13 protein-coding genes are annotated in these 17,585 nt (G+C 65.4%); 7 read left to right on the plus strand and 6 right to left on the minus strand.

Features of this window, described 5'->3' with window-relative positions:
* Positions 1 to 2: 2 nt before the first annotated feature.
* Positions 3 to 1,463, plus strand: coding sequence for an aldehyde dehydrogenase family protein (locus ABWP89_RS13295; RefSeq protein ID WP_353229848.1), 1,461 nt, complete (start codon positions 3 to 5; stop codon positions 1,461 to 1,463).
* Positions 1,464 to 1,506: 43 nt separating this feature from the next.
* Here the strand turns inward: ABWP89_RS13295 and htpG are convergent, their stop codons facing one another.
* Entirely contained in the window at positions 1,507 to 3,414 is a 1,908-nt protein-coding gene (htpG, locus tag ABWP89_RS13300) for a molecular chaperone HtpG (protein ID WP_353229850.1), read from the minus strand.
* Between the two features lie 64 nt (positions 3,415 to 3,478).
* Entirely contained in the window at positions 3,479 to 4,438 is a 960-nt protein-coding gene (locus ABWP89_RS13305; protein ID WP_353229851.1) for a 1-phosphofructokinase family hexose kinase, read from the minus strand.
* 152 nt (positions 4,439 to 4,590) lie between these two features.
* On the opposite strand from ABWP89_RS13305, the gene ABWP89_RS13310 reads away from it, so the two are divergent.
* On the plus strand, positions 4,591 to 6,207 hold the full coding sequence (locus ABWP89_RS13310; protein ID WP_353229853.1) for a glycosyltransferase family protein: 1,617 nt from the start codon (positions 4,591 to 4,593) through the stop codon (positions 6,205 to 6,207).
* Positions 6,208 to 6,326: 119 nt separating this feature from the next.
* Here the strand turns inward: ABWP89_RS13310 and ABWP89_RS13315 are convergent, their stop codons facing one another.
* Positions 6,327 to 6,653 carry a DUF1244 domain-containing protein gene (locus ABWP89_RS13315; RefSeq protein WP_353229855.1) on the minus strand — a complete coding sequence of 109 codons (327 nt, stop codon included), beginning with the start codon at positions 6,651 to 6,653 and terminating at the stop codon, positions 6,327 to 6,329.
* A gap of 139 nt (positions 6,654 to 6,792) precedes the next feature.
* Here ABWP89_RS13315 and pyk point away from each other — a divergent pair, with 139 nt between their 5' ends.
* Positions 6,793 to 8,295, plus strand: a complete 1,503-nt coding sequence (gene pyk / locus ABWP89_RS13320) for a pyruvate kinase (RefSeq protein WP_353229856.1) — start codon at positions 6,793 to 6,795, stop codon at positions 8,293 to 8,295.
* Between the two features lie 186 nt (positions 8,296 to 8,481).
* Here pyk and ABWP89_RS13325 read toward each other — a convergent pair whose 3' ends face one another.
* Positions 8,482 to 9,159 (minus strand): YggS family pyridoxal phosphate-dependent enzyme, encoded by a 678-nt coding sequence (locus ABWP89_RS13325; RefSeq protein ID WP_353229857.1) that lies wholly within the window; start codon positions 9,157 to 9,159, stop codon positions 8,482 to 8,484.
* 200 nt (positions 9,160 to 9,359) lie between these two features.
* Between ABWP89_RS13325 and ABWP89_RS13330 the strand changes: the two genes are divergently transcribed.
* The 3 genes from ABWP89_RS13330 to ABWP89_RS13340 all read left to right on the plus strand — a co-directional run bounded on the left by ABWP89_RS13330 (position 9,360) and on the right by ABWP89_RS13340 (position 13,155).
* Positions 9,360 to 11,801 (plus strand): FtsK/SpoIIIE family DNA translocase, encoded by a 2,442-nt coding sequence (locus ABWP89_RS13330; protein ID WP_353229859.1) that lies wholly within the window; start codon positions 9,360 to 9,362, stop codon positions 11,799 to 11,801.
* A gap of 227 nt (positions 11,802 to 12,028) precedes the next feature.
* Positions 12,029 to 12,397: a hypothetical protein gene (locus ABWP89_RS13335; protein ID WP_353229860.1), complete on the plus strand. Its 369-nt coding sequence runs from the start codon at positions 12,029 to 12,031 to the stop codon at positions 12,395 to 12,397.
* Positions 12,398 to 12,729: 332 nt separating this feature from the next.
* The gene (locus ABWP89_RS13340; RefSeq protein ID WP_353229862.1) at positions 12,730 to 13,155 is read left to right on the plus strand and encodes a hypothetical protein; all 426 of its coding nucleotides are present in this window, start codon (positions 12,730 to 12,732) and stop codon (positions 13,153 to 13,155) included.
* Here the strand turns inward: ABWP89_RS13340 and ABWP89_RS13345 are convergent, their stop codons facing one another.
* A complete protein-coding gene (locus tag ABWP89_RS13345) occupies positions 13,156 to 13,551 on the minus strand; it encodes an acyl-CoA thioesterase (RefSeq protein ID WP_353229863.1) in 396 nt (131 codons plus the stop codon). It lies immediately after the preceding gene.
* A gap of 4 nt (positions 13,552 to 13,555) precedes the next feature.
* Positions 13,556 to 15,694 (minus strand): S9 family peptidase, encoded by a 2,139-nt coding sequence (locus ABWP89_RS13350; protein ID WP_502915290.1) that lies wholly within the window; start codon positions 15,692 to 15,694, stop codon positions 13,556 to 13,558.
* A 64-nt stretch (positions 15,695 to 15,758) separates the two neighbouring features.
* Here ABWP89_RS13350 and ABWP89_RS13355 point away from each other — a divergent pair, with 64 nt between their 5' ends.
* Complete coding sequence (locus ABWP89_RS13355; protein WP_353229898.1) at positions 15,759 to 17,558, plus strand: aminopeptidase P family protein; 1,800 nt, start codon at positions 15,759 to 15,761, stop codon at positions 17,556 to 17,558.
* Positions 17,559 to 17,585 lie beyond the last annotated feature (27 nt).

Consider the following 17,585-nt stretch of genomic DNA (forward strand, 5'->3'; position numbering starts at 1 on the left):
TTATGGACACGCGCATCGATATCGCCGGCCATTCGGTCTCACCCGATCATTATATCGGCGGGCGCCGGGTATCGTCGCCCGCTACGTTTGAAACCCGCTGTCCGTTCGACTGGTCGTGGAAACTGGCCGACATTGCGCGCGGCGATGCCGACACCGCCGCACAGGCGGCACAGGCGGCGACCGATGCGTTTCCGGCTTGGGCGGCCTTGTCCCCGGCCGAGCGCGGCACGTATCTGCACCGGCTGGCCGACCTGATCGAGGCCAATGTCGAAACGCTGGCGATGATCGAATGCCTGGATATGGGCATGCTGCTGGAAAGCCTGCGGTTGCGCGTGATCCTGCGCGGGGCGGCCAATTTCCGCAATTATGCCGATCTGGCGACCGACCATCAGGAACGCGTGTGGTCTTCGCGCGGCACCGCCAACCGCGTGATCCGGATGCCCGCCGGGCCATCGCTGATCATCACGCCGTGGAACGCGCCGTTCATGCTGTCCACCTGGAAATGCGCGCCGGCGCTGGCGGCGGGCAATACGGTGATCCTGAAACCGGCTGACTGGTCGCCGCTGTCGGCGTCGCTGCTGGCGGACCTGGTCGATCAGGCCGGATTTCCGCCGGGCGTGTTCAACGTGGTGCAGGGGCTGGGCGCGGAATTGGGCAATGCGCTGACCGGTGATGCGCGCATCAAACGCATCAGCTTTACCGGCAGCGTGCCGACCGCGCGGATCATCGGCCGGGCGGCGGCGGCCAACATCGTGCCGTTCACGGCCGAACTGGGCGGAAAATCACCGCTGCTGGTGTTTGCCGATGCCGATATCGATGCGGCCGCGAAAAAGGCCGCCGGGCAATACGATGACAGCGGGCAAGTGTGCATGGCCGGCACGCGGATCATTGTGCAGCATGCCGTGAAAGACGCGTTTCTGGCCAAATTCCATGCCTATGCCGACGCCCACGTCATGGGCGACAGCCGCGATCCGGCGACGACGATGTCGGCGCTGATCCACCCGCGCCACGTCGAACGGGTGATGGGCTTCATCGACCGCGCGCGCGCCGCGGGCGACACCATTGTGCGCGGCGGGCATTTGCGCACACCCGGCGCCAACTGGATCGAACCGACGCTGATCGTGCCGCGCGACAACAGTTCCGAGGTGGTGCAGCAGGAAGTGTTCGGCCCGGTGCTGACCTTTCAGACCTTTGGCGATGAGGCAGAGGGCGTGGCGCTGGCCAATTCGACCGCGTTCGGCCTGTCGGGCATGGTCTATACCGGCAGCGCGGAACGGGCCGAACGCGTTGGCCGCGCGGTGCGCGGCGGCACGGTGTGGGTCAACACCTTCCTGGTGCGCGACCTGACCGCGCCATTCGGCGGGATCGGCATTTCGGGCATTGGCCGCGAAGGCGGCGATTACGCGCTCGATTTCCATTCCGACCTGAAAACGCTACAAATCCTGGAAGGCAGCGTCACCTGAATAACCCTCCCCCCGCAGGGGGAGGGCTTTCAGCAGGAGGATGTCAGCCCAGCGCTTTGGCCAGGACGCGGGTCAGGCGTTCGGCGAAGGCGCGGGTGTCTTCGGGCAGTTCGCCGTCGGCGATGCGCGCTTCGTCCATCAGCAGATGCGCGCCATCGGCCTTCAGGTCGGCGTCGTCGGGCAAGGCCGACAACTGCGTGACGGTCGCGTGGCGCAAGTTCAGCTCCAGCACCGGTGCGGTTCCCTTGGGCGCCTGGCCATTGGCGCTCAGCAGGCGTTCCAGCTGCCGGTCGATGCCGTTTTCGCTGGCGACCAGGCACGCGGCGCTGGTGGTCAGGCGGTCCGATGCGCGCACGTCCGACACCGCATCGCCCAGTTTTTCGCGCACGAATGCCAGAAAGGCATCGGCCTCTGGCGCTGGCTCGGCCGGCGGGGTTTCGCCATCCAGCGGTGCGATCAGGCCCAGATCGGCCATGCCCTGCGTTACCGATTTGAACGGCTTGCCATCAAAATCGACGCCCGCCGCTGCCCAGAAACTGTCCACCGGGTCGGTCAGCAGCAGAACTTCGATCCCGCGTGCGCGGAACCCTTCGATCTGCGGGCTGGTTGCCAGCCGGTCGCGGTCGGTGCCGGTGGCGTAATAGATCGCGGTCTGGTTTTCGCGCGCGTCGGCCACGTATTGCTTCAGCGAACGCCAGGCGTCGCCGCCGCTGGTGCTGCGGAACCGCGCCAGGCCCAGCAGCGTTTCGCGCCGGGCGTAATCTTCGTACAGCCCTTCCTTCAGCACCGCGCCGAACGCTTCCCAGAATGCGGCATATTTGTCGGCATCGGTGTTGGACAGCTTGTCCAGCTCGGTCAAAATGCGGTTGGTCACGCCTTTGTTGATCGCCGCCAGCAGCGGGCTTTGCTGAATCATTTCGCGCGACATGTTGAGCGGCAGATCGGCCGAATCGATCAACCCGCGCACAAACCGCAGATAGCGGGGCACAATTTCCGCCTCGTCGGTGATGAACACGCGGCGCACGTACAGCTTCATGCGGCCGGTGCGGTCGGGATCGAACAGATCGAACGGCCGCGTTTCGGGCACGAACGCCAGCACGTTGTATTCGTGCTTGCCCTCCGCGCGGTAATGCAGCGTCAGCGCCGGGCTGTCGAACTGCCCCGCCACGCTGCGATAGAAATCGGTGTATTCCTCTGGCGTGATATCGGCCTTGGGCCGGGTCCACAGCGCGCTGCCATCGGTCACTGCGCTGGCTTCGCCGCCGGGCGCATCGATCAGGTCGATCGGCACCGGCACATGGCCCGATTGCGCACGCACGATGCGTTCCACGCTGTGGCGTTCGGTGTACTGGGCGGCATCCTCTTTCAGATGCAGCACCACCCGCGTGCCCTGCGCGGGCGCATCGCCGGCATCGACCGCGGCAATGCTGTACGTGCCCAGACCGTCGGATGACCAGCGGTGCGCCAGGTCAGTGCCGGCGCGGCGTGAGGTGACCTCCACCTGATCGGCGACCATGAATGCGGAATAGAAACCGACCCCGAACTGGCCGATCAATTGCGGGTTTTCGCCGTCCTTGGCCGCAGTCAGCTTGTCCATGAACGCGCGCGTGCCCGACCGGGCGATCGTGCCCAGCGCGTCGATCATGTCGGCCTCGGTCATGCCGATGCCGTTGTCGGCCACCGTCAGCGTCTTTGCCCCGGCGTCCAGCGCGATGGTGATGCGCCCGGCTTCGCCGCTGGCGATGGCGGGATTGGCCAGGCTTTCATAGCGCAGCTTTTCGCAGGCATCGGCGGCATTGGCGATCAGTTCGCGCAAAAACACGTCGCGGTCGGAATAGACCGCATGCACCATCAGGTGCAGCAGCCGCGCCACATCGGCTTCGAAAACCCTGGTTTCAGGGGCGGTTTCGGGTGCGGCGGTTTCTGCGGCAACGGTGTCGGTAGTGGTCATGGCAATCCTGCTGAGGCTCCCGTGCGGATGGTAGGCTTTCAGATGGTCCGCGCGCCTCTTGCTTTCAAGCCACGGGACCATCGATTTGTGCCAGCAGCCGGGCAATATCGGCCGGGCGCGCCAGATCGGTGCCGGGGTGCAGCACCGCCGCCGTGCCCGCCGCCACCCCTAGCCGGAAAGATGCCGCATCGTCCTGCCCGGTGCACAGGCCATAGACCATCCCGGCGACAAAGCTGTCGCCCGCGCCCACCGTGCTTTTGGCCTCGACCGCCAGCGCGGGGACATCGATCACGCCTTCGCGCCGCGCCAGCAACGCGCCTTCGTGACCCAGCGTTACCGCCACCAGTCGCGCCTGGCCGGCCTCGACAATCGCCATCGCCGCATCGGCCACGCCGGCGCGGGTCGGCAGCGTGGTGCCGACCAGCGCCTCCAGCTCACCCCGGCTGGGTTTGACCAGATCGACGCCACCGCCGGCCAGCCCCGCCCGCAATGCTGCGCCAGAGGTGTCGAGCACCACGCGCACGCCGCGCGCGCCGATCGTGCGCACCACTTGCGCATAAAAATCATCGGGCACGCCATGCGGCAGCGATCCGCTGATGACCAGGGCGGCGCAGCGGATGTCGGCGATCTGCGCCAGCACGGCGCGCCATTCGGCCTCGGTCACGGGCGGTCCTTCGGGGGTGATGCGGTATTCCTGGCCGGTGGCCAGTTCCAGCATGGTGACCGCGATCCGCGTCGGCCCGGCGATCGGCACGCGTGCGCGCACCAGCTGGTGCAGATCGAGCAGGCCATCGAGCGCCACCCCGGTCGGCCCGCCTGACAGATAGACGCACCGTGCATTGCCGCCCAGCCGCACGAACACACGCGCGACATTGATCCCGCCGCCGCCCGGATTGGTGTATTCGTGGTTGGTGCGCATTTTGTGTGTGGGCACCAGCCGTTCCACTTCATAGGCGACGTCGATCGTCGGGTTCATCGTCAGCGTGGCGATCATGGTGTCCGGGGTGGTGTCGGCATCGGGCATGGGATCAGGGCCTTGCATGTGGGGGATGCATCGCGCGTCGGATGGCATTGCGCCAATGCCGCGCCATGGGTGGCAGGCGCATTGATTGCCGTCAAAGCCTGCGTGACGGGCGGGGATTGTTTGCACCGGGTGCCGCCGGTATGCGGGGTGCCATGCGCACCCCCGCCATCCGCCCCGGCACGACCTGTATGTTGCTGGCGGCGGCGATCATGGCGCTGGCGGTGGGGCTGCGCCTGCGCCATGCGGCGGCGTCGATGGTGTTCGATGAAATGGCGTCGCTGTATTTTGCCAGCCAGCCGTGGCGCCACCTGTGGGGCTGGTGGATGGTGCGCGAAACCAATCCGCCGCTGTTTTATTCGCTGCTGAAGGTGTGGACCACAGTTCTTCCGATCGGGCACTGGTGGCTGCGCGCGCTGCCGCTGGCGATCGGCTGCGCGCAACTGGTGCTGTTTGGCGTGTTTGTGCGGCGGCGGCTGGGCTGGCTGCCTGCGCTGCTGGGGTTGCTGCTGTTCGCATTGTCATGGTCGGACATTTATCAGGCGACCTATCTGCGCGGCTATGGCTGCGCGCGGCTGGCGGTCATGGTGTCGTTCATCGGGCTGGTCGAAGCGCTGGAGGCGGGCGCGCGGCGTGCGGCGGTGCGCGGCTGGGCCATGTATAGCGGCGGGGCGGTCATCGCCATTTTTTGCCACACCACGATGGTGCTGTGGCCGGTGATCGCGACAGTGGTGGTGCTGGCAGAGGCGGTGGTGTGGCGCGGCATTGCCTGGCGGCGGATCGCGGCGCTGTTTGCCGCCAATGCCGTGGCCATGGTGCTGTCGGGCTGGGTGCTGATCATGGCCGTGGCGCAATTGCGCAGCGGCCGGGCGGCCAATATTGCCTGGCTGGAATCGCTGGGGTGGAGCGATTTTTGGGCCACCTGCAACCTGCAATTGTTGACCGGTGGCGTGGCCAGCGCCGTGCTGATGGCGGTGCTGGTGGTCATCGGTGCGTGGCGCGGGCGGCAGGTGCGGCTGGTGCGGCTGGCCGCCGGCGTGGCGCTGGTCACGCTGCCGGTGTTCAAGGCGACCGACGCGATCCACCCGATCATTTCCGATTTCACGCTGCACTGGGCGTTTAGCTTTACCGCGCTGGTGGCATCGGCGGCGCTGCTGCCCGCGCTTTCAGCCGATCATGCGGCGCAGGGCTGGTGGCGCCGCGCGACCGGCGCTGTGGTGCGTGGGGCAGGCCCGGCGGTGCTGGCGGCGGTGCTGATCCTGGGCCTGATCGATCTGCTGACGGTGGTGTACATCAGCGTGCCGCAGGACTGGCGCCAGACCGTGCGCACCGTGGCGGCGCACCCCGGCGCCGCGCTGCTGGCCAGTCACGAGGCCGAAGGAGTGGTCATCGAACAAGCCTGCCGCGTCGAATTCGGGGCACCACGCTGCCCGTTTCCGCTGGTGGTGCTGACCGACCCGCGCACCACCGACAACTGGGCGTTTGGCGGCTATCGCGGACAGCTGGTGGCGCCGGCTGGGGTGCGCGCTGCGTTGGGCCAGGCGCGCGTGGCCTATGCCTTCAGCCGCTATTATTACACCCCGCTGCAGCATGTGGGGCTGGACCCGGGCGATTGGCCAGAGGTGTTCTGGGACGACGGTGAGCTGATCGGCCCGATCCCGGTCGCAGCGTTTGATCCGCCCGCGCCGGGCGAACCGCCGCGTGTGCCCGACCCCGACGCGGAATATACCGGTGCACCCGACGATAGTGGTGATTATACGAAGCTGCACTGACGTGCAGTCATACCTCCCGCCCCGCCTCCCCACCCGACCACCAATGATACCATCATGCTGTGGTGGTCGGGTGGGGAGGCGGGGCGGGAGGTATGAGTCGCGCGTTGCGCGACTTCGTATTAGCGGGCGTTCAGCTTCATGCTGTCGGCCATGCGGGCCAGTTGTTCGGGCGTGGCGTCGGTCTGGAACCGGGCCTTCCATTCCGCCGCCGGCAGTCCGTGGATTGCTTCGCGCGCTGCCACCTTGTCCAGCGGCGCGCCGGCATCGATGATCCAGTCGGCCAGGCAATTGCGGCAAAACCCGGCCAGGCCCATCAGATCGATATTCTGCGCATCGTGGCGGTGGCGCAAATGGCGCACCAGCCGACGAAACGCCGCTGCCGCAACGTCATCGGGCAAACTGTCAAGCGGATCGCGCGCGTGATCCTGGGGGGAATTCGTATCCATGCGAAAGGTCCTGAGGGAATAGGGTCTTGGGTTTTAAGGTGTCATGCGCCATAGCCCCGTCGCAGTCCCGTGGCCACAGTCTCATGCGGGCAGGTGGCACAGGTCGCGCGTATTTGAACGACAAAGCGAGGCTGGCCCCATGGCAAACACCGATCCCGATACCATTTCCGCCGCCTGGCATCCCTTGCGCGGCCGGATGGTCAAGATCCTGGCCACGGTCGGCCCGGCCAGCCGCGCGCCCGATATGCTGGAAAAACTGCACCACGCCGGGGTTGATGCGTTTCGCGTCAATATGAGCCATGGCGATCACGCCACCCATGCCGAAACCATCGCATCGATCCGCGCGCTGGAAGTGGTGATTAACCGGCCGATCACCGTGCTGTGCGATCTGCAGGGGCCCAAACTGCGTGTCGGCATGTTCAGGGACGGGCGCGCGGTGATCCGCCATTCGGGGCACTTCACGCTCGATCGCAATCCCGAACCCGGCGATGAAACGCGCGTCTGCCTGCCGCATCCCGAACTGTTTGGCGTGCTGAAAAAAGGTCAGCGGCTGCTGATCGACGATGGCAAGTTGCGGCTGCGCGTGATCCGCGCCGATGCCGACGAAATCCTGTGTTCGGCCGAGGTTGGCGGGGTGATTTCCAACCACAAGGGCGTCAACGTGCCCGATGCGGTGATCCCGGTGCCCGCGCTGACCGACAAGGACCGCCGCGACCTGGCGTTCGCGATCGAACAGGGTGCCGACTGGATCGCGCTGTCGTTTGTGCAACGGCCCGAAGACCTGGCCGAGGCGCGCAAGCTGATCAACGGCCGCGCCGCGCTGATGGCCAAGATCGAAAAGCCCGCCGCGATCGGCCGGCTGGATGAAATCATCGAACTGTCCGATGGCATCATGGTCGCGCGCGGCGATCTGGGGGTGGAATTGAACCCCGAAGAAGTGCCACCGCTGCAAAAGCGCATCGTCGCCATGGCGCGGCGCCAGGGCAAACCGGTGGTGGTCGCCACGCAGATGCTGGAATCGATGATCGAGGCGCCGACGCCCACGCGTGCCGAAGTTTCCGACGTGGCCAATGCGGTCTATGACGGCGCCGATGCGGTGATGCTGTCGGCCGAAACCGCCGCCGGCGCCTGGCCGGAAGAGGCGGTGACGATCATGAACCGCATCGCGGTGCAGGTTGAACGCGACAGCGGTTACCAGGCGCGGGTCAATTTCATTGAAACCCCGCCCGATCCGACCACTGCCGACGCGCTGGCCGGCGCCTGCGCGTCGATCGCGCGCACCCTGCCGATTTCGGGCATCATCGTGTTTACCGGATCGGGTTCGACCGCGCGCCGTGTGGCGCGCGAACGCCCGGGCGTGCCGATGCTGGTGCTGACCCCGGCGGTGCGCACCGCGCGGCGGCTGGGGCTGTTGTGGGGCGCGCATGCGGTCAGCACCCGCGACATCGGCAGTTTTGAAGAAATGATCGCCAAGGGCAAACGCATGGCGTTGCGCCACGGGTTTGGCGGCGCAGGGTCAAAATTGATCGCGCTGGCGGGGGTGCCGTTCGGCACGCCGGGATCGACCAACCTGCTGCACGTGGTCACGCTGGCCGGTGACGAACTGATCCGTTATGCCGAAGCGGGCGGGACCGAGACGTAGAGCCAGGTGAAATTCACGATAGTCAGCGCAAGGCACTGAATAAAAAGCCCTTCCCCTCAGGGGAAGGGTTGGGTAGGGGTGTCCAACGCTGCGGTGGTGCGCGATAATTCGGGCCTCGGACACCCTTCCCCAACCCCTCCCCTGAGGGGAGGGGCTAACAGCGAGTCAATCAAAACTCATCCCGCTCTAAGCCCGCGCCCCAAACAGCGCGCTGCCGATGCGGACATGGGTGGCGCCCAGCATGACCGCGGTTTCAAAATCGTCGCTCATGCCCATCGACAGCCCGGGCAGCCCGTGGTCGGTGGCAATTTTGCGCAGCAGCGCGAAAAACGGCGCAGGCTCGATGGCTGCAGGTGGCACGCACATCAGGCCGGCGATTGGCAGATCATGGTCACGGGCGCCCGCCAGCAGCGCGGGCACATCGGCAATCGCACAGCCGCCCTTTTGCGCTTCTTCGCCGATATTGACCTGCACGAACAACGGCACGCGCCGCCCGGTGCGGTCCATCGCGCGGGCCAGCGCGGTCAGCAGCGATTGGCGGTCAAGCGAATGGATCGCATCGAACAGCCGCACCGCGTCCTCGGCCTTGTTCGATTGCAATTGCCCGACCAGATGCAGCCGGATTTCGGGCTGCGCGGCGACCAGCGCGGGCCATTTGCCTTGCGCCTCCTGCACCCGGTTTTCGCCGAATATGCGCTGGCCCTGATCGATCAGTGGCTGAATTTCTTCAGCGTTGCGGGTCTTCGACACCGCGACCAGCGCAATGTCATCGACGTTGCGGCCGGCCAGCGCGGCTGCCTGCGCCATGCGTGCGCGGATCGTGGCGAGCGGGGATGGGGCGATTGCGGTGGCTTCGTCAGTCATGCGCAAGCGCTATACCGATTTCCTCCAGACCGCAAAATCCTCCCCGGTCCGGGGCGGACATGCATCGCCCGCCCTCGGGCTCACCCGGGCCGCGGCCGAAACCGGCGTAAAACCGGCGACTCGCGAAAAATCCTTGGATTCTTGACGATTCCCACTGTTTTGGCGCATGGTACGGCCACAGCTTCAAAGGTTCATGCACGATGGCATCGCGGGCAATCACACCACGGCAGCCCAAAACAGGGGCGGGAAAGTCGGCATCCGGCGCCGCATCGCGCGCCGGCCGGTCGGACTGGCGCGCCATCCTGCGGCGCAGTGTGCGGCGCAGTGCCGAACTGATCGGTGGCGCCGGCCTGTTTGCGCTGCTGGTGTTTCTGGTGTGCGCGCTGGTCAGCTATACCCAGACCGATCCTTCGGGTTCGACCGCGTCGGGCAGCCCGGTGGAAAACTGGATGGGGCTGGCGGGCGCCTGGGCGGCAGAACGGCTGTTGGTGCTGTTTGGCCTGCCGGTCATGCTGGCTTTGCCGCTGCTGCTGGTGATGGCGCGACGGCTGTGGGATGGCACTGGCGATCTGATCGCGGTGGTCGATGACGATGCCGATCTGCCTGTGCCGACGGCGTGGTGGGCGCTGGTCGGGCTGATGCTGGCGGCGGTGCTGCTGATCGATGTGGCGGCGGCGCTGACCTGGACCCGGCCGGGCGGGGCGTTGCCCGCCGGCGCAGGCGGAATCGCCGGGTTGATCGGCGGCGGCGTGGTCCGCTGGGGCGCGCATTTTGCCGGCCCGGTGGCTGGCTCTGCGGCCGGCTGGGTGACCGTGGCGGTGGCGGTGGTCGCGGGCGGGCTGGGGTTGTTTCTGGGCTGCCGGGTCTATGCGCTGGAAGGTTGGCGGTTGAATCCGTTGGCGCTGTTCCGGCGCCAGGCCGAGGCCGCCGATCATGATGGCGATGCGCCCGATGCGGATGCGGCGCCACCGCGCCCGCGCGCCAGCGCCGCGCCTACGGTCACGCTGGGCGACGATGCGCCCCCGGCCGAGGGCGCCGCGCCGCGCCGGCCGACCGAAATTACCGATCCACCGCGCAACACCACCCCCGCCCCGCTGCAACGGCCACGCCAGGGCGACCTGTTTGACAAGTTTGAACTGCCGCCGATCGATCTGCTCGATGAAATCCCGGTCAGCACCGCGCCGAAAATCGACAAGCTGGCGCTGGAACGCAATGCGCGCCTGTTGGAAAACGTGCTCGATGATTTCAACGTCAAGGGTGAGATCATGGCGGTGCGCACCGGGCCGGTGGTGACCATGTACGAGCTTGAACCCGCGCCGGGGATCAAGGCGAGCCGGGTGATCGGGCTGGCCGACGATATCGCCCGCAACATGAGCGCGGTTTCGGCGCGCGTCTCCGCCATTCCGGGCCGCACGGTGATGGGCATCGAATTGCCCAACGTGACGCGCGAAATGGTGTCGTTCCGCGAATTGGTTGCCTGTGACAAGTTCGTCAATGCCAAGGGCCTGCTGCCGATCATCCTGGGCAAGGATATTACCGGCGAACCGATCATCGCCGACCTTGCCACCATGCCGCATCTGCTGGTGGCGGGCACCACCGGATCGGGCAAATCGGTCGGGCTGAATGCCATTCTGCTGTCGCTGCTGTACCGGCTGACCCCGCAACAGTGCCGGCTGATCCTGGTCGACCCCAAAGTGCTTGAGCTGAAAAGCTATGACGACATCCCCCACTTGCTGTCGCAAGTGGTGACCGAACCGGCCAAGGCAGTGCGCGCGCTGAAATGGGCGGTGGAGGAAATGGAGCGCCGCTATCGCCAGATGAGCTCAATCAGCGTGCGCAACCTGTCGGGTTTCAACGACAAGGTGCGCGCCGCGGCGGCCAAGGGCAAACCGCTGGGGCGGCGCATCCAGGTCGGGTTTGATCCCGACAGCGGCGAAGAAATCTATGAAGAACAGCAGCTGGATTACCAGACCCTGCCGCAGATCGTGATTATCGTCGACGAACTGGCCGACCTGATGATCACCGTGGGCAAGGAAATCGAAGTGTTGATCCAGCGGCTGTCGCAAAAGAGCCGCGCCGCCGGCATCCACCTGATCATGGCCACCCAGCGCCCGTCGGTGGATGTGATCACCGGGGTGATCAAGGCCAACCTGCCGACGCGCATCAGCTTTGCCGTGGCCAGCCGCATCGATTCGCGCACCATCCTGGGCGAACAGGGCGCCGAACAGCTGCTGGGCCGGGGCGACATGCTGTACAAACCCAACACCGACCCGATCAAGCGTGTGCACGGCCCGTTTGTGTCGGATGAAGAGGTGGAGCGCATCGCTGACCACTGGCGTAAACAGGGCGCGCCCGAATATGTCGATTCGGTCACCGAGGAGCCCGACGATGGCGGGTTCGGCTTTGACGATCTGGATGCCACCGCGTCGGACAATCCCGAAGAACGCAAATACCGCCAGGTGTGCCAGCTGGTGTTCGAAAGCCAGAAGGCATCGGCCAGCTGGATCCAGCGGCAGATGGGCGTGGGGTACAACACCGCATCGAAATGGATTGAACGGATGGAGGCCGATGGTTTTGTCGGCCCGCCCAACCATGTCGGCCGCCGCGACATCTATCGCGACAAGGATGGCAATCCGCTGTGACCACAGCATTGTTTTTGTGCAAGTTTTTTATGAACGGCCCTGCCGTAATGCCCAGTCAATTGGGCCAATTCACGGCGTGGAAATCGCTATAAAGTAAAGAATCAGGCGCTTGTTTTGGACTCGATCAAAATAAGCGCCTCCATCTTTCCCGCGTCATGGCGATTGCGGGGCAGTTATGATCTGGTTGCAATGTCTGGCGCTGGCGCAGCATGCTCTAAAGGCAGCGGATGGCCAGAATCACGATTGCCCAGGACAGCACGGACCCCAAAGCCATCAGCATCACGCACACGAGGGGTGGCCATTGGGGTATGACCGGCTCTTCAAACGCGGGGCCGGAGCACTGCATCGGCGCTATGCGGTTCAATGGCGAAAAGCGCAGCGTGCCCGGTTTTCCGTCGCCCGATTTTTCGTATGTGCCGGTCAAATTTCGTCAGCCGACAAACGCGCCCAGGAGTTCTTTCGCGTTTTTGCGATCCGCTCATCGCAGACGCTGCATCGGCCGCTATACATTTTTCCATTCCATCTTACCCGTTTTCGGATGGGTCGATGCCGATGGGGCACATATCTCAGCAAAAATTTCAACATGTTCATTTTGATTTGCCCGTCATGCGATGCTCAGCCCGAGTATAAATGGCGGCGATGCACGCATCACGCAGTAACGGTGCGGAGATGGTTGCGAACTTGCAGGCAAAGCCCGTTTTCAGGCCGTTTTGGTATCATTCTGGCCGTAACGGGCGCTGATCGCCCGGTTTGCGGCAGCGTTCGTCCGGTCAGATCTGGCGCCTGGAACAACAGATCAAGGCTGACGCGAGGGCCACTTAAAGTGACCTGTTTACCGCCGTCCTTGCTGGATGATTGCCGGATTGTGCCACCTCCATCCCGAATGGATGGGCTGTCGGTTACCGGACTTGGAAGGGCACCCCTGCGCATGGAAGCGCTGACACAGTGCTGGTTTACCCGGGTGCACCTGCCGGTGCGCGAGCGCCATCGTGACAGCGATGGGTCGGTCACCAGCACGTGCCGCTATTGCCAGCGCCCGCTGGTCAGCTGGGATCGGCAGAACTGGAACCTGTCCAACGGGTTTGACGTGTCGCGGCTGGTCGAATTGACCTCTGGCCGCACGCTGACGTTGATCGACACGGTGGGTGATCTGATCGTGCGGCGCATTTCCATCCGCCATCTGGAAACCGAGGTGGAGGTCGACGCGTTCAAGCAGGACTTGCGCGCGCAATATGGCCTGGACGACGCGCATACCACGTTGGAATTGCTCGACAGCGCACCCGCACGGTCACGCCGAGCGCGGGCCAAGCCGGTGCCGCCGGATGCGGGCGACGCGCTGCCCGATCCCGCCTGATCAGGGCAGGAACGGCGCGGCGATATCCGTTGTCACCCGCGCCAGCCGCCCGCTGGCGCGATCGATTAGCGCCCAGGTGGTGCGTGCCGCCACAAGGACCGCGCCGGATGCGCCGGTAAACGTGGTGCACCGGTCAAACCGTGCGCCGGTCGGGGCGGCGGGAATGTGCGTTTCGGCCAGAACGCTTTCGCCCACCCCGATATTGCCGCGATAATCAATTTCGTGCCGGGTCACCACCCAGATGTAGCGGTCGCGGTGGCCTGGCGCGGCATCGGCCTGCCAGTGCGCGACCGCGATCTGTTCCATCCAGCGCAGCCACACCGCGTTGTTGACATGGCCCAGTTCGTCGATGTCGGCGGCATTGGCGGTGAACCCCATGGTGAAACGGTTGGCCATGAAATCAGACGTTGGTCAGTTTCAGCTGCCACAGGATGAACGCGAATTCCTCGGCGGTTTCGCGCAAGGCTTCGAACCGGCCGGATTTGCCGCCGTGGCCGGCGCCCATGTTGGTTTTCAGCACCAGTTCGTTGGTATCGGTTTTCAATTCGCGCAGCCGCGCCACCCATTTCGCCGGTTCCCAATACGTCACGCGCGGGTCGTTCAGCCCGGCGGTAACCATCAGCGGCGGATAGGCCTGGGCGCGCACCTGGTCATAGGGTGAATAGGACCGGATCAGCGCAAAGGCCTCGGCATCTTCGACCGGGTTGCCCCATTCGGGCCATTCGCCGGGCGTCAGCGGCAGGGTTTCATCCAGCATGGTGTTCAGCACGTCGACAAACGGCACATGCGCGACCACCGCGCCCCACAGATCGGGATCGGAATTGATTACCGCGCCCATCAGTTCGCCGCCGGCCGATCCGCCGCTGATGGCGATCCGGCCGGCCTCTGTCATGCCCCGCGCAATCAGCCCGCGCGCGACATCGACGAAATCGTTGAAGGTGTTGGTGCGCTTGTCCAGCTTGCCATCCTTGTACCAGCGCCGGCCCAGATCATCGCCGCCGCGGATATGCGCGATGGCATAGACCATGCCGCGATCAACCAGGCTGAGCCGCGCGGTGGAAAATCCCGGGCCGATCGCAATTCCATAGGCGCCATAGCCATAGAGATAGAGCGCCGCCGGCCCCACCAGATCATTGCGCAGCATGATTGATACCGGCACCTGGGTGCCATCGCGCGCGGTGATTTCGATGCGCTCAGTACGGTATAGCGACGCATCATAACCCGATGGAATCTCCTGCACTTTCAGCAGTTCCAGCGTGCGGGTGGCGACGTGATAGTCATAGACCGTGGCCGGGCTGACCATCGATTCATAGGTCAGCCGCAAGCGATCGGTGGCCCATTCCGGATTGTCGGCCAGCCCGGCTTCAAAACTGGCTTCGGGAAAGGCGATCGGTTCGATCCGCGCCGGATCATCGTAATAGCGCAGTTCGATCCGGTCGAGACCGCGCACCCGGCCTTCGACGACATAGAAATCGCGAAACAGGTCAAACCCGGTCAGATAGAATTCGTCGCTGCCTTCGATCAGCGTGGTCCAGGTGCCGGGTGCGGACAGCGGCGCGGTGGCCAGCCGGAAATTTTCGTGGGTGTCGTTGGTGTGGATAAACAGCAGCGGTTCGGTCCCGTTGCCGTGGTCGCGCACATCGACATCGTATTCGACCCCGGTCTGCCGTGCGCGCACCAGCAATGCCGGCGCGGCCGGATCGGTGATCGGCACCAGCCGGGTTTCGCCGGTTTCATGGTCGCCGGTTGAAATCACCAGCCAGCGGTCGCTGGCCGACAACCCGACGCCGACGCGGAACCCTTCATCGGGTTCATGGTAAAGCACGACGTCCTCGCTCGCTGGCGTCCCCAGTTTGTGCAGCAACACGGTATCGGTGCGCCACTGGTCGTTGACGCGGGCATAGACCAGCGCGGTATCGTCATGGTTCCAGATCAGGCCGGACAATGTGTCGGGAATTTCGTGCGCCAGCAGTTCGCCGGTGGCGATGACCTTGACCCGCGCCACGAACCGTTCCGACCCGTCGTTGTCGATGGCATAGGCCAGCATACGGCCATTGTTGGATACCGAAATCGCGCCCAGCCGGAAATATTCGGCGTCGGCGGCGGCGGCGGTTTCATCGAAAATCAGTTCGTCGGGCACGGCGGTGTCGGCCACCGGGCGGCGCCACCAGGTCTTGTATTCGGCGCCTTCGGCATATTCGACCCAGTACAGGTAATCGCCGTCCTTTTGCGCAACGGACCGGTCCGCCTCTTTGATGCGGCCGCGCATTTCGGTGAACAGGTGATCCATCAGCGGCGCTTGCCCGGCCATGCGCGCGGCAAACCAGGCATTTTCGTCCTCAAGATGCGCCAGTACCGCGGGGTCGGTCACCTCGGGATAGGCCGGATCGCGCAGCCAGGCGTAATCGTCGGTCACGGTCACGCCATGATGGGTCATGCTGGTGGGGCGCTTTGCGGCGACGGGCGGCGCCAAAGTGGGCGAAGGCGCGGACGAAAGGGCGGAGTCGAGCGGTGGGGTGGTTTCTGCCATGGTTCGCATCTATGGTGCGTTGACGCCCCCGGCAAGCCGGGCATGCACACGACACTGGAACGCGGCCATGCTGATGAACACCCACGAAGCGCGGCTGGTGGCATTGCGCCAGCAGCTGAAACACCAGAACCTTGACGGGTTCGTCGTGCCGATCTGCGATGAACATATGAGCGAATATGTCGGCGCCTATGCCCAGCGGCTGGCCTGGCTGACCGGGTTTGGCGGGTCGGCAGGGACCGCGGTGGTGCTGGCGGACAGCGCGGCGATGTTCGTCGACGGGCGCTATACCTTGCAAGTGCGTGACCAGGTCGATGCGCGGTTTTACAGCTATGAACAGGTACCCGCGGTCAGCATTGCCGGCTGGCTGGCGATGCATGCCCCGGCCGACGCGCGCATCGGTTATGATCCCTGGCTGCACACGCGCGGCTGGGCCGATGCGGTGGGCCGCGCGCTGGCGCATCGCGGGGGCGTGCTGGTGGCGGTGGACAGCAATCCGGTCGATACGATCTGGCAGGGCCGGCCCGCGCCTTCGGCAGCGCCCGCGGTGCCCCACGCGCTGGAACATGCCGGCATCGGCGCCGATGCGAAACGCGCCGGTGTGGCGCGCTGGCTGGCCGACAATGGCTGCGATGCGGTGGTGATCGCCGCGCTCGATTCGGTCGCCTGGCTGTTCAACATGCGCGGCAGCGATATCGATTGTACCCCGGTCGCGCTGGCCTATGCGCTGGTGCATGCCGATGGCACCGCCGATCTGTTCATCGCACCCGAAAAGGTCACGCCCGAACTGGTCGCGCATCTGGGCGCCGGGGTGCGGATTGCCCCGCGTGAGGGATTTGTCGCCAGCCTGGAGGGGCTGACGGACAAACGCGTGGGCGTTGATCCCGAACGCAGCGTTGCCGCGGTCTTTCAGGCGCTGGAACGCGGCGGCGCGACCATCGCCGCGCTGACCGATCCGGTGCTGGTGCCAAAGGCGGTCAAGAACCCGGTGGAAATCGCCGGGCAGCGCGCCGCACAGGCGCGCGACGGCGCGGCGCTGGCGCGGTTTCTGCACTGGCTGGACCGTGTGGGGCCGCAGGGCGAACAGACCGAGCTGACCGCGTCGGCCCGGCTGGAGGGCGAGCGGCGCGCGACCAATGCGCTGATCGACCTGTCGTTCGGGACCATTTCTGGCGCCGGGCCCAACGGCGCGATCGTGCATTACAGCGCCAGCGAGGCAACCTGCCGCAGACTCGAGCCCAACAGCATGTATCTGGTCGATTCGGGTGGGCAGTACCGCGATGGCACCACCGATGTGACCCGCACGGTGTGGATCGGGCCGGATGCGCCCCCGGCCGATGTGCGCGACCGGTTCACCCGCGTGCTGAAAGGGCACATTGCGCTGGCCCGCGCGGTGTTTCCCGCCGGTACCAACGGCGCGCAGCTGGATGTGCTGGCGCGCCAGTTCCTGTGGGCGGCAGGGCTGGACTATGCGCATGGCACCGGGCACGGCGTGGGCAGTTTCCTGTCGGTGCACGAAGGGCCGCAGCGCATTGCCAAGGCGCAGGGCGGGCAGGCGGGCACCGCGCATGCGCTGTTGCCCGGCATGATCGTTTCCAACGAACCCGGCTATTACCGCGCGGGGGCCTATGGCATCCGCATCGAAAATCTGGTGCTGGTCGAACCGCGCGACATTGCCGGGGCAGAGGGCGAATTTTTGGGATTTGCCACGTTGACCCATGCGCCGATCGACCGCCGGCTGATCGATACGGCGCTGCTGGATGCGGCGGAACGCGGCTGGATCGATCGCTATCACGCCGATGTGCGCAGCCTGCTGGCACCGCAACTGGACGTGGCGGATCGCACCTGGCTGAACGCCGCGACCGCGCCACTGTGATGCGCTGATCCGATCTGGCGGGGCATC

This window comes from Novosphingobium sp. (genome assembly GCF_040398825.1).
Lineage (GTDB): Bacteria > Pseudomonadota > Alphaproteobacteria > Sphingomonadales > Sphingomonadaceae > Novosphingobium.